General features: G+C 65.0%; 13 protein-coding genes. 9 read left to right on the top strand and 4 right to left on the bottom strand.

Annotated features, from left to right (window positions below; all coding sequences use genetic code 11):
* Positions 1-117: 117 nt before the first annotated feature.
* The 4 genes from BST44_RS03510 to BST44_RS03495 are packed head-to-tail and all read left to right on the top strand — an operon-like array spanning position 118 to position 4000.
* The gene (locus BST44_RS03510; RefSeq protein ID WP_009953748.1) at positions 118-957 is read left to right on the top strand and encodes an SDR family oxidoreductase; all 840 of its coding nucleotides are present in this window, start codon (positions 118-120) and stop codon (positions 955-957) included.
* Positions 958-966: 9 nt separating this feature from the next.
* On the top strand, positions 967-2118 hold the full coding sequence (locus tag BST44_RS03505; RefSeq protein WP_009953746.1) for an acyl-CoA dehydrogenase family protein: 1152 nt from the start codon (positions 967-969) through the stop codon (positions 2116-2118).
* Positions 2115-3224: an acyl-CoA dehydrogenase family protein gene (locus BST44_RS03500; protein WP_083175158.1), complete on the top strand. Its 1110-nt coding sequence runs from the start codon at positions 2115-2117 to the stop codon at positions 3222-3224. The genes BST44_RS03505 and BST44_RS03500 overlap by 4 nt, the downstream gene beginning before the upstream one ends.
* Positions 3221-4000: an SDR family oxidoreductase gene (locus BST44_RS03495; RefSeq protein ID WP_009953742.1), complete on the top strand. Its 780-nt coding sequence runs from the start codon at positions 3221-3223 to the stop codon at positions 3998-4000. Before BST44_RS03500 ends, BST44_RS03495 begins: the two co-directional genes overlap by 4 nt.
* 46 nt (positions 4001-4046) lie before the next feature.
* Here the strand turns inward: BST44_RS03495 and BST44_RS03490 are convergent, their stop codons facing one another.
* Positions 4047-4874: an enoyl-CoA hydratase/isomerase family protein gene (locus tag BST44_RS03490; protein WP_009953740.1), complete on the bottom strand. Its 828-nt coding sequence runs from the start codon at positions 4872-4874 to the stop codon at positions 4047-4049.
* A 163-nt stretch (positions 4875-5037) separates the two neighbouring features.
* Here BST44_RS03490 and BST44_RS03485 point away from each other — a divergent pair, with 163 nt between their 5' ends.
* From BST44_RS03485 to BST44_RS03475, 3 genes are read left to right on the top strand one after another with little or no spacing between them, the layout of a single operon-like run.
* Positions 5038-5868: a mycofactocin-coupled SDR family oxidoreductase gene (locus BST44_RS03485; RefSeq protein WP_014379513.1), complete on the top strand. Its 831-nt coding sequence runs from the start codon at positions 5038-5040 to the stop codon at positions 5866-5868.
* 12 nt (positions 5869-5880) lie between these two features.
* Positions 5881-6678: an SDR family oxidoreductase gene (locus tag BST44_RS03480; RefSeq protein WP_083175156.1), complete on the top strand. Its 798-nt coding sequence runs from the start codon at positions 5881-5883 to the stop codon at positions 6676-6678.
* A gap of 60 nt (positions 6679-6738) precedes the next feature.
* Positions 6739-7851, top strand: coding sequence for a cytochrome P450 (locus BST44_RS03475; RefSeq protein ID WP_224112187.1), 1113 nt, complete (start codon positions 6739-6741; stop codon positions 7849-7851).
* A 4-nt stretch (positions 7852-7855) separates the two neighbouring features.
* On the opposite strand, the gene fadD4 is transcribed toward BST44_RS03475, so the two are convergent.
* Entirely contained in the window at positions 7856-9382 is a 1527-nt protein-coding gene (fadD4, locus tag BST44_RS03470) for a fatty-acid--CoA ligase FadD4 (RefSeq protein WP_083175153.1), read from the bottom strand.
* Between the two features lie 109 nt (positions 9383-9491).
* Here fadD4 and BST44_RS03465 point away from each other — a divergent pair, with 109 nt between their 5' ends.
* Complete coding sequence (locus BST44_RS03465) at positions 9492-10109, top strand: cysteine hydrolase family protein (protein ID WP_083175151.1); 618 nt, start codon at positions 9492-9494, stop codon at positions 10107-10109.
* Here BST44_RS03465 and BST44_RS03460 read toward each other — a convergent pair.
* On the bottom strand, positions 10093-10704 hold the full coding sequence (locus tag BST44_RS03460; protein WP_083175149.1) for a TetR/AcrR family transcriptional regulator: 612 nt from the start codon (positions 10702-10704) through the stop codon (positions 10093-10095). The genes BST44_RS03465 and BST44_RS03460 overlap by 17 nt on opposite strands.
* Complete coding sequence (locus tag BST44_RS03455; protein WP_083175148.1) at positions 10694-11707, bottom strand: Rieske 2Fe-2S domain-containing protein; 1014 nt, start codon at positions 11705-11707, stop codon at positions 10694-10696. Before BST44_RS03455 ends, BST44_RS03460 begins: the two co-directional genes overlap by 11 nt.
* Positions 11708-11884: 177 nt before the next feature.
* On the opposite strand from BST44_RS03455, the gene BST44_RS03450 reads away from it, so the two are divergent.
* Positions 11885-12880, top strand: coding sequence for an LLM class flavin-dependent oxidoreductase (locus BST44_RS03450; RefSeq protein WP_083175146.1), 996 nt, complete (start codon positions 11885-11887; stop codon positions 12878-12880).
* Positions 12881-12905 lie beyond the last annotated feature (25 nt).

Genomic DNA, 12905 nt, shown 5'->3' with positions numbered 1-12905 from the left:
CTTCGGTCGGGCGGGTTCATCCCTCCCACTAATGAGCTATATAGTTATAGCATTCCTCGAATCACCGCAGCGACGGCGGAAGGCCAACAAACCGTGGGTAGTCCCGATTCTCGCACCTTGAAGCACCGCGTGGTCGTGGTCACCGGCGCGAGCCGCGGTATCGGAGCCGCCGTCGCCGTTCGGGCCGCCGCCGATGGCGCTGCTGTGGCCCTGTTGGCTAAGACTCAGACGCCGAATCCCAAGATCGCGGGCACCCTTGGCGAGACCGCGGACGCCGTGCAACGTGCCGGCGGTCGGGCGCTGCCGCTGACCTGCGATGTGCGCGATGCGGCAGCGGTCGCAGCGGCAGTCGAGGCGGTAGCCGACGCGTTCGGTGGCATCGACGTCGTCATCAACAACGCCGGAGCCTTGGATCTACGACCGACCGCGCAGCTACCGCCCAAAAGCCTGCGCCGGCTGCTGGAGGTCAATGTCGAAGGGCCGTTCGCGATTGTGCAGGCCGCACTTCCGTACTTGCGCCGGTCGGGCAACGCGCACGTGGTCAATGTCGCCCCTCCGCTGAACATGGACCCCCGATGGGTTGGTGCCCATGTCGGGCACACCGTGGGCAAGTATGCCGAGAGCCTGCTCACCTTGGGATGGGCCGAGGAGTTCGCCTCGGTGCCGATCGCGGTGAATTCACTGTGGCCGGCCACCACGATCGCCAGTACGGGAATGATGGTCGCAATGGGCGAGGAAACGGTGCGGGCGCAGGCCCGCAGCCCGCAGATCATGGCCGAGGCGGTGCACGCGCTGGTCACCCGTCCCGCCGCGGCGTGCAGCGGCCACTTCTACACCGACGAGGAGATCCTTCGTGAGGAGGGCCGCGCCGACCTGTCGGAGTACCTACTGGCGGCCAACGAGGATGACCTGACGCCCAACTTCTACCTCCTGTCGGCCCCGGCGCCTACGGTTTAGGAAGCGGCAGTGGTGAATTCGTTCGACGCGTTGAGCGCCCGTGAGCCTGAGTTGGTCAAACTGCGGCACGCCGTGCGCGACTTCTTGGAGTCCGACCGTGCTGAATTCGGCTGGCAGCCCGGCGTCGATTCATGGCTGGCCGGGTGGGACGAGGAGTTCTCGGGGCGGCTTGGCGCCGCCGGATTCACCGGCCTGACCATCCCGCAGCGTTACGGCGGCCACGGGCTGGGGCACCTGCACCGCTACGTGGTGACCGAGGAACTGATCGCGGCGGGCGCGCCCGTGGCCGCCCACTGGACGGCCGACCGTCAGGTCGCACCCGCCCTGCTGACCTACGGCAATGAGGAGCAGCGCGAACGTTTGTTGCCCAAGATTGTTGCAGGACAGCTTTTTTCGTCAATCGGCATGAGCGAACACGGCGCCGGGTCCGACCTTGCTGCTGTGCAAACCAAGGCTGTCCGCGCCGACGGCGGCTGGCTACTCTCCGGCAGCAAGGTGTGGACCAGCGGGGCCCACCATGCGCACCAGGTCGTCGTGCTAGCCCGCACCAGCCCGCCGGATCCAGAACACCGCCACGCCGGGTTCAGCCAATTCCTGGTGCCGTGCGATGCCGAGGGCGTCCGCATCGAGCCGATCATCTTGATGTCGGGGGCTCACCACTTCAACGAGGTGCTGTTCGAGCAGGTCTTCGTTCCCGATGCCGACGTGCTCGGTGAGGTCGGCAACGGCTGGCACCAGGTCACGTCCGAGTTGTCGTTCGAACGCAGCGGGCCCGAGCGGATCCTGTCCACCGGTCCCCTGCTGTTCGCCGCCATCCGCACACTCGGTCGCGGGCCGGTGCCCGACGACCGTACCGCCGCCGACATCGGCGACCTGATGGCGCGGTTGATCTCGCTGCGGCAGCTGTCGTTGTCGGTGGCCCGCACGCTCACCGACGGCGGCGACGCGGCGAATCAGGCGGCGCTGGTGAAGGACCTCGGCACCCGTTTCGAAGCCGAATCCGTCGGGTTGATCGCCGACCTGCTCGAGGCGGCACCGCCGAATTCCGAACTGGAGGCCATGCTGAACACCGCGTGGCTGCACAAACCCATGTTCACGCTGCGCGGTGGCACCAACGAGGTGCTACGCGGCGTCATCGCCCGCGGTATGGGGCTGCGATGAGCGCGCTGGGCGGCGGGGTATTCGCCGCGACCGACTCTCAAAATGACGACACACAGCTGCGCCAGCTCGTCGACGACCTTGGCCGGCGTTCCTATGACGCGGGGCTGGGCCGTCGCGGCATCCCCGAGCAGTTCGACGCCGAACTCTGGCGCAACCTCGAGGACACCGGGCTGGCCAGGCTGACGAGCACGCCCGACATGGGAGCCGGCCCGCACGAGTTGGCCATTGCGCTTTACGGCGTGTCCCGCCACGCCGGCGCGGTGCCGTTGGCCGAAACCGACGCGCTTGCCGGGTGGCTGGGCCAGCAGGCCGGGATCGAGCTCCCCAACGGGCCGCTGACCGTTGCCGTCGCCGATGCCGAAACCGACGGCGCCAGGGTCACCGGCACCGCGACCGGCGTGCCATGGGCTCGAGCGTGCGCCGCCGCCCTGCTAGCCGTCACCACGCCCGCCGGGCTGCGGGTCGGCGTCATCGACGTGGCCTCTGGTGATCTGCAGGAAGGCCACAACCTGGCAGGCGAACCACGCGATTCGGTTCCGTTCGACGTGTCCGCCGACCAATTACACGCCGTAGACCCGGCACTCGGCGCCGAGCTGACTCGGCGCGGCGCATGGTCACGCTGTGTGCAGACCATCGGGGTGCTGGACGCCGCCGCCGCACTTTCAGTCGAGCACACCCGGCAGCGCGTCCAGTTCGGTCGTCCGCTCAGCGCCTTCCAATCCGTGCAGCAGTCACTGGCCGGCATGGCCGGAGAGATCGAAAGAGCCCGTGCCGCTGCGGAATTAGCTGTCGCCGCCGCTTCCGAGCACGGCTTCAACTCCCCCCACACCGACTATGCCGTCACCGTCGCGAAGGTCGCAGTCGGCCGCGCCGTCGGCCCGGTCACCAGCGTCGCCCATCAGTTGCACGGCGCGATCGGCGTCACCAGTGAGCACCCGCTGTGGCTGTTCACCCTGCGCGCTCAGAGCTGGACCGCGGATTACGGCACGACCGCGAACTACGCACGACGACTCGGCCGGCTGGTGCTGGCCGCGGAGGATCCGTGGAGCTTGGTGACGGGCGATCCGCCTGAAGTGAAAACAATGGTTAATAAGGAGAATTGGTGACTGTAGCGAAATTCGACGGAGCGTCGGCGATTGTCAGCGGCGGCGCGGGTGGCCTGGGCGAGGCGACGGTCCGTCGGCTCCATGCCGACGGACTCGGCGTGGTGATCGCCGATCTCGCCGCCGACAAGGGTAAGGCTCTGGCCGACGAACTGGGCAGCGGGGCACTGTTTGTCAGTACCGATGTAACCAGTGACGAGAGTGTGCAGGGCGCCATCGAGCAGGCCAACCAGCTCGGTCGATTGCGCTACGCGGTCGTTGCGCACGGCGGCTTCGGGGTGGCCCAACGGATCGTGCAGCGCGACGGCAGTCCCGCCGACATGGCCGCATTCACTAAGACGATCAACCTGTATCTCAACGGCACCTACAACCTGACACGGCTGGTAGCGGCTGCGGTAGCCGCTGCCGAACCTCGTGAGGACGGCGAACGCGGTGCCATCGTCATGACGGCCTCGGTTGCCGGCTATGAGGGCCAGATCGGCCAGACCGCTTATGCCGCAGCGAAAGCCGGCGTGATCGGGTTGACCATCGCTGCCGCTCGCGACCTCAGTTCGGTGGGCATCCGAGTCAACACCATCGCCCCTGGAACGATGAAGACGCCGATCATGGAGTCGGTCGGCGAAGAGGCGATCGCAAAGTTCGCCGCCAACATCCCGTTCCCCAAGCGACTAGGCACTCCTGCCGAGTATGCCGACGCAGCAACGTTTCTGCTGTCCAACGGCTACGTCAACGGCGAGGTGATGCGCCTAGACGGCGCGCAGCGCTTCACTCCGAAGTAGCCGGCGTGGACTGCGGGCCGACCTCGCGTCGGCCCGCAGCGACGGGCTACAACCGGCCCTGGACCCGGAGTTCCGGGTGCACCCAGTCCGGCGAGTCCTTCTGCTTGAACGCCCGAAAGCCTTCGGCCGCCTCGGGACCGAACAGACTGGTCGTCATGCCGATCCGGTCGTACAGCCCGAGGTAGTTGTCCAGGCTCGCCTTGACCAACCCGCGCGCTCCCGGAGCGGTCCGGCAACACTGCGCGAGCAACTCCTTGGCGACGCTCATCAGGTCGTCGTGCGGGACCACCCTGCTCACCATGCCCCAGTCGAGCGCCTCCTGCGCGTTCAGCGTCCGTCCGGTGAACATCAGGTCCTTGGTCCGGACCGGTCCGATGAGCCGGGCCAGGACCTGGCTGTAGTACGTGTCGGCGATGCCACGGAACAATTCGGGCACCCGGAAGACGGCCCGATCACTCACCACGGCGAGGTCACTGCACATCGCGATCTGCAGGCCACCACCCTGACAGATGCCGTTGACCGCGGACACGACCGGCTTGGCCGACTGCCGCAGCGTGTCGAACGGCGTGACGTCGGTTCCCATGGTGGACGCGAAGTCCATCCAGTTGTCTGCTGCTTTCTGACCCAGGTCACCTCCCGGCGCGAAGACGTCGCCGGTGCCGGTGATGAGCAGGCCCGCGAGGTCGGGGTCGGCATTGACGCGACTCACCGCGTAACGGATCCCGAAGTACATCGCGGGCGTCATCGCATTCCGCGCCTCGGGGCGGTCCAAGGTGCAGATCGCAAACGCACCTTCACGTTCGAACCTCAGGTAGGGGCTCCCCAACCAGTCACCGTCGGGTGGGCGCGGACCGCCATTGGGGCTGTCGGACATGTGATATCCCTTCCAAAGCTCGGAGTGTTCCGTCGTCCACCAAATTAGCCAAATAGTTGTATGATTCCAATTCCGCGGCGTAACGTGGCGCACGTCACTGCGTCGCGCCCTCACCATCCCGCAGAGCGCGGCCGATAGCGAGAGCTACTGGAGGCTTAAAGATATGGGTTCACTGGACGGCAGAGTTGTCTTCATCACCGGAGCCGCTCGCGGGCAAGGCCGTTCGCACGCGGTGATGTGCGCCGAGCAAGGTGCCGACATCATCGGCGTCGACATCTGCGAGAACCTCGACATCGTGCCCTATGCACTTGGCACCGAAGACGATCTCGAGGAGACGGCCCGCCTGGTGGAAAAGACCGGCAGGAAGATGCTGACCCGCAAGGCGGACGTCCGCGACAAGGCTGCCCTGCAGGAGGCGTTCGACGCGGGCGTCACCGAGTTCGGCCACGTCGACACGGTGCTCGCGAATGCCGGGGTCGTGCTCACCAACGCCGATGAGCGCGACGCCTCAGAGGCGCTGAGGCTAGGGCTCGACATCATGCTCATCGGGGTGTGGAACGCCTTCCAGGTAGCGATCCCCCACATGAAGGAACGTGGCGAGGGTGGCAATCTGATCGCGACGAGTTCGATGATCGCCCTACTGGATCTCACCGACGGCCGCGGCGGCAGCGACGCCTACCTGATGTCCAAGGTCGCCGTCGTCGGCCTGGTCCGCGCGTACGCAGCCATGCTTGCCCCCGACCGTATTCGCGTCAATGCGGTGGCGCCGACGAATTGCGCGACCCCGATGATCACTGACAACCCGGCGCTGTTCAAAGTGATCGAGGACAACCCCCGCATGGTCAATGCAGTCCAGACCGCGCTGCCGGACTTGCCGCTGATCGAGCCACGCGACGTCAGCAACACGATCCTCTTTTTGATCAGCGACGCGGGCCGTTCGTTCACCGGAAGCATGCTCAAGGTGGACGCCGGCATGGACGTGCGGCGAGGCTAGTCGGCGCGCCGGATGCATTACGGAATCGACGGCCGATCGGCGCTGGTCGTCGGCGGCAGCAAGGGAATCGGCTTCGAGGTCGCCAAACTGCTTGCCGCAGAAGGTGCGCGGGTTGCGATACTGGCGCGGACTAAGACCGATGTCGACGCCGCGGTCGAGGCGATCCGCACTGAAGGGGGCACTGCCATCGGTGTCACTGCCGACGTGGCCGACGACGGGCAGCTCACCGACGCCGTCCGCGAGATTGCGGCCCAGCACGGGGCGCCGCTGATCGTTGTCGGGCAGGCCAAGTACCAACGGCCCGGGGATTTCGCCGATATCACCGATGTGAACGTCTACCGTGAGTCCTTCGAACTGCACACGATGAGCCAGATCCTCCTGCTGCACGCGGTCCTGCCTGCCATGCAGGACGCCGGCTGGGGCCGATTCGTGCACATCGGCTCCGCCACTGCCAAGGAGCCGGCGGGCAACATCCACCACGCGGTGGCCAACACCAGTCGGCCGTCGACGATCGGCCTGCTCAAGACGGTCTCCGACGAGTACGCCCAGTTCGGCATCACGGTCAACACCGTCGCGCCCGGCTGGATTGAGACTGAGAACGCACTGGCCTACCTGGAGCAGCACCTCGGCGCGAGCACCGATCAGGAGCGACGCGAGTTCATGCTGCGCGAAGCTCGGGTGCCGGCAGCGCGAATGGGCAAACCGAGCGAGATTGCCTCGCTCATCGCCTATCTTTGCTCAGAACCTGCCGGCTACCTCACCGGTAGTTGGATCGAAGTCGACGGTGGCTTGCACCGGTCGGCGTTCTAACCTTTAGGAGCATACGTGGAAACCCTTGGCGTACCCGAACTTTCCTTCGCCAGCCTGCCGATGGCGGCAGACCGCGGGGTGGGGTGGAAGGTCCTGCGTGACGCAGGGCGGGTGGTGTCCGTCGACGGAATCTTCTATCTGACCCACCGCGAGGACGTGCTGGCCGCGCTGCGTGATCCCGAATTGTTCTCCTCGAAGAAGGCTTTTGACGTGCTCGGCAGCCCGCTGCCGTTGGTGCCCATCTCGTTCGATCCGCCGGAACACACCCGGTTCCGTAAGATCCTGCAGCCCTTCTTCAGTCCACACACCTTGAAAGAGATGCTGCCCTCGCTGCAGCAGCAGGCGATCGAGATCATCGAACGGGTAGCCGCACAAGGCGAGTGCGAAGTCGTGGCCGACGTGGCGATCCCCTATCCCTCACAGGTATTCCTGACCTTGTTCGGGCTTCCGCTGGAGGATCGCGACAAGCTCGTCGCGTGGAAAACCTCGGTCATCGCGATCTCGGAAGCGCCGTCACTCGAGGATGCCGACCTGACGCCGGCACTCGAATTGGTCGCGTACCTCACCGAGGCGATCAACGCACGGCGCGCCGACCCCGGGCCGGACATCCTGTCGCAGTTGCTCAATGGCGAGGAGCCACTCGACGACGCCGAAATCATGGGCCTGAGCTTCCTTTTCGTCCTGGCCGGGCTGGACACCGTCACCGCGGCGATGAGTTCCGCACTGCTGGAGCTCGCCCGCAACCCGGAGCTGAGGGCCACCCTCCACGACGATCCCGACCAGATCGATGTGTTCGTCGAGGAGATCGTCCGGCTGGAGCCGCCGGCGCCGATGCTGCCCCGCGTGACCACCACCGAGGTCACCATCGGGGACGTCACGCTGCCCGCCGACACCATGGTGCGGTTGTGTGTCGCTGCCATCAATCGCGACGACAGCGACGAGATCTCGACCAACGACGTGGTGATGGATGGAAAGGTGCACCGGCACTGGGGCTTCGGTGGCGGGCCACACCGCTGCCTAGGGTCGCACCTGGCCCGCCTCGAGCTGAAGTTGATCGTGGGCGAATGGCTCCGGCGCATTCCCGAGTTTTCGGTGAAAGTCGGTGAGGAACCGCAGATTGTGTTCCCCGCGAGCACCTTTTCACTTGAGCGCGTGCCTCTGAAACTGGGCTGATCACCTATCCCTTCGCCGAATACTTGCCGACGAGCTGCTGCTTGTACAACTTACCGGCATCGGTCCGGGGCAGCTGCGCCTCGAACGAGAGAGACCGCGGACACTTGTAGTGCGCCAACCGGTTTCGCAGCCACTCCAATAACTCTGCCGCGAAGCCGTCGTTGGCATCAGCCGGATCGACCGTCTGCACCACGCCTTTGACAGCCTGACCCATCTCGTCATCCGGAATACCGAAGACTGCGGCATCGAGCACCTTGGGATGGGTGATCAGCAGGTCTTCGGCTTCTTGCGGGTAGATGTTCACGCCACCCGAAATGATCATGTGATGACGGCGATCAGTGAGATAGAGGTAGCCATCCACGTCGAGATAGCCGATGTCACCGACGGTCACCCAGCCGTGCGCGTCGTGGGCCGCCGCCGTCTTCGCATCGTCTTTGAGGTACTGGAACGAATGCCCTCCCTCATAATAGATCTCGCCGGGCACACCGGGCGGTAGCTCATGGCCGCTCTCGTCGAGGATGTGTGGGACCCCAACCAAGGGTCGGCCGACCGAGCCGGGGTGGGTAAGCCAGTCCTCGGCGCGGATGAACGAGGCTCCCACCGCCTCCGAAGCGGCGTAGTACTCGTCGATGATCGGCCCCCACCACGCGATCATCTGTTTCTTGATGTCCACCGGGCATGGCGCGGCCGCATGCACCACCCGCTGCAGGCTGGAAACGTCGTAGGACATGCGCACCGCTTCGGGCAGTTTGAGCATCCGCACGAACATCGCCGGGACGAATTGGCCATGAGTGATGCCGTAGCGCTGGATGCACTCGAGCGCGTGTTCCGGGTCGAACTTCTCCATCACGACGGTGGTGCCGCCCAGCGACTGCACCACCATCGACCAGAACGACGGCGCGGTGTGGTACAGCGGCGCCGGGCTCAGATACACCGACTCGCTGGTGATTCCGACGGCATTCATCAACGGCATCAGGATGCTGGGTGCTTCGCTTGGTGGTAGATGCGGAAGCTCACGGCGGATCCCCTTGGGTCTGCCAGTGGTTCCCGACGAGTACTGCAGCAGATCGCCTTCGCTTTCGTCGGGGATCGGCGTCTCGGGTTGGTCGGCAACGCATTCCGGGTAGCGGTACCATCCGTCTAGATCGTCGTCGGCGATCAGCAGCAGCTCAGGTAACCCGCCGGGGGAATGCTCGGCAAGGCCTTCGCAGATGTCGCGAGTCGCGCGTGACCCGATCAGCGCCTTTGCTGAACTGTTGTCGACGATGTAGGCGGCCTCGGCGGCCGTCAGGTGAGTGTTGATCAACGCGTAGTACAGACCGCTTCGGCGCGCCGCCCACATCACGGCATGGACGTGTTCATTGTTCTCGAGTAATGCCGCAACCGTGTCGCCCTCGCGAAGTCCGGCGGCATACCAGAAGTGAGCCAGACGATTGGCACGCTTCTCCAGCTCGGCAAAGTCGATCACCGTGCCAGTCCGAGCGAGGACCAGGGCAGGTTTACCGGATGAGATGTGATCGCGGATCTCCACGATTTCACCTTAGAGTCTTCCGAGGTAAAGAAGGCGAAACGCGATATTTTGTAAGGGATCTACCGAATTTTTCGTCACAGGTGTCAAAAAAATGGACTAGGGTGCAGGGATGGCTCTGACACCATGGGACCCCGAGACTACGGCCGTTGTCTGTGTGGAATGCCAGAACGGTGTACTAGGCCCCGAGTCCGTCTTGCCCGCTTTGGCCGCCGACAGCTCTGAACTCGTCTCCAGTGTGCGCCGACTTCTCGATTCCGCCCGCCAGTTCGGCGCGCGGGTGGTGCACGCGACCTATGAGGGCAACCTCGGGGGCCGGCCGACCGGGACGGCGCGCATCTGGCGGGCCCTGGGCCCCGCAACCGCTCACTGGGCACCCGGAACCGCCTCCACTACAGTGCTTCCCGAGCTACTGGCACCCACCGATCTGGTGTTACCGCGCCACCACGGCCTTTTCCCAACGCTCGATTCCGAACTACTGCCCGTGCTCAAAGGCTTCGGCGTGAGCACCATCGTCCTTGCCGGCGTTTCGCTGAACCTGGCGATCACCCACACTGCCGGGCATGTTACGCAGGCCGGTTTCGAACTCGTCGTCCCGCGCGACGCCGTCGGCGGCACCCCCAAGGACTATGCAGAACAGGTGCTGGACAACACTATTGCCGTGCTGGGTCGGCTGACCACGATCGATAAGCTTATCGGCGAATGGACATCGGTCAGGTCTGACCGTTGACTGTTCGCCACAGCATCTCGGTGGCCGCCATGACCACCGCTTGGCGTGTCGTCGACGGGACCTCGTTGTGGCGAACCATCAGCCATGAGCGTTCGAGCATCGCCATAATCACCAGCCCGGTAGCCACGGGGTCGAGGTCGGGCGGTGTCGGCGCCATCTTTGCGATGCCCTCACCGAGCGCGGCGGCGGTTCGACGGTGCGAGCGGGCGACCGCGGCGCGGAATTTGCGATCGGGAGGCATGTCCTCCGTGGAGCGGATGACGAACGCACCGTTGCGGTCGAGGTAGTCGAAGTAGCCGGCGACCCAGGCCTCGACGTCCTCCCGGCTGGGCGGGCTCCCCTGCTCCATGAAACCCTCGACAACCGCCAGCGCTTCGCGGTAGGTGTCGGTGCCGAGCTCGATGAAAAGCTCGGTCTTGTCGGAGAAGTAATAGTAGAAGTTCGCCCGGGTGACCGGCGCGAGGTCAGTGATGTCCTTGATGGTGACGCCCGAGAAACCCTTGCGCGCAAACGCGGTCCGCGCAGCGTCCAGGATTGACTCTCGGGTGCGGTCGGACTTGCGTGTTACCCGCGGGCGCGAGCCCTCAGACACCATGCGCGACCGGCTCGGCGGCGGCCTCCGGTTCGGGATAAAACCCGCTCGCCCACCGACGCAGCGCGCGAAAGCCTGCCGCCTCCGAGGTCGCCAGACCCGGCGGTTCGAGGTACTTCTGGTGCTCCCAGATCCGGATGTCGTCGGGCAGGGCGCGTTTCGCTGCGGCCAGACGCGCCTCGAAATCATCCGGGCCTTCTGACGTTTCCTCGCTGATCCAGTAGCCGGCGAAGATGTCGGATCTGGTGTCGTCCACCGGTGTCGCGCAGATGGAGATGACTCGGATTCCGTCGCGGACGTGTTCGCCGTTGTAGCTGAGCCCGATTCCTGACCAATAGATTTCGATCGTGTTCATCGTGTCGCCGGTGCGGTCCAGGCCGTCGCTCCACCTCCGGCCAAAGCCGACCTTGGCCGACCAGGTCGAGCTGTCGGTGCTTTCACGCAGTACCACGGGACTGATCGGGGTGCGATGGACGAATTGGAAGTGGTGAGGATCGACGGCGTTCTCGGCGATCACCTGGGGATGCACCTTTACCCGCTCATGCCGCGTCCGGCAATCGGCTGTCAATGGGTGGAATCGTTGCGAGCGGACGTGTTCGCCAAGCACCGCGAACGCGTCGGGTGCCGCCCACAATGGATCTCTGCCCGCGCTGTCATGCCAGATCAAGATCGAATCGTTGAGCTCGGCGACCGGGTAGCTACGTACTCGGCGGCCCTTATTGGGCCGATCCTGGTAGGGAATGTGGACGTTGCGTCCCGCGCCGTTCCACACCCAGCCGTGAAAAGGGCACTGGATGCCTTCTTCGACTACGCAGCCGCCGTGGGCCAGGCTCGCGCCAAGATGCTGGCAGTGCGCGTCCAGCACCTTCACCACCCCATCCAGCTGCCGGAAGGCGACCAGATCCCGGCCGAAGTAGTGCATCGGGATCACCTCGGCGACGGCAAGGTCAGCGCTCCAGGCGACCTGAAACCACCCGGTGGGCAGCATGCTCGGCAATGTTTGCATTATCGGAATGTCCTTTCCACGCACGACGCCTAGCAGCAGGACTATCGCGAGGCTACTCTTTTTTGACACTTTTGTCGAAAACGATCGATGCAGGGGCGATGGCGTAGCCACCGGGCAGGAAGTACAATTACGTATCTAACTAGGTTAGTGACGTAGTGCCGACGGATGCGAGGACGCATGGACTGGGGTCTGCCGTGGCCGGGGCCCGCGCTGGCAGCGCAGGCGGAGACCGCCGGCGCGCAGGCGTTTTGCGCCGGCGAGTTCGCCGACCTCAACGCATACATCACCGCGACCGAGATGGCTCTCGGTACCTCGGGGGCGTACATCGGCCCGGGAATCGCATACGCATTCGCCCGGTCCCCGTTCGTGCACGCCGCGGCGGTCCGACATCTCTGGACACTCGCCCCGGGCAGGGTCTTTCTGGGACTTGGGTCGGGGACCTCACGGATGAATAAGGACTGGTTTGGTGTCGACGCCGCCCACCCCGCCCCCCGGATGGCCGAACTGATCGAGGCGATACGGGCGTTCCTGAACGCCGAGAACGGCGAACGCGTCCGTTACGAGGGCCGGTTCTACACGATTGACGCCGACATCCGTGCACCGGTGCTCGGCCGGTTAGACGTTCCCATCCTGATCGGAGCGTTCAACAAGATCATGTTGCGGACGGTAGGTCGCACCGCCGATGGCGTACTGGGGCACGGCCTGTTCACCGATCGGTGGTGGACCGAAGTCGTGGAGCCCGAACTGGTCCGCGGCGCGGTAGCAAGCGGACGTGACCCGGCCGAGCTACGACGTTGGGGGTGGCTGATCACCGCGATCGACAACGACGACCCGGCCCGGGCTGTCCGGGACGCGCGGCTGCAGATCGCCTTCTACTTCACCGTGAAGACCTACGACTCACTCGTCGAACTGCACGGCTGGACAGACCAGGTCGCCCGGATCCGATCGGCCTTCCGCAGCGGCCATCCGGAAACGATCGCCGACCACGTCACTGACGATATGCTGTGGTCGATCGCGATCTGTGGCGACGACACACAGGCACGCGAGATGCTGGCGACTCGCAAACGAGTGCCCGACACGGCATTTGCCTCACCGCCAAGCTTCCTGGTCGGACGTCGACGACGCTCCGGCTATGGTGCGGCCGCGACGCGCGTTCTTTCGCAACTACATTGACGCCAGCTACGGATGCACCAGATGG

This window comes from Mycobacterium scrofulaceum (assembly GCF_002086735.1).
In the GTDB taxonomy this organism is placed as follows: domain Bacteria; phylum Actinomycetota; class Actinomycetes; order Mycobacteriales; family Mycobacteriaceae; genus Mycobacterium; species Mycobacterium scrofulaceum.
The sequence above is the reverse complement of the archived record's forward strand: the minus strand, read 5'-3'. Positions and strand labels throughout refer to the sequence as shown.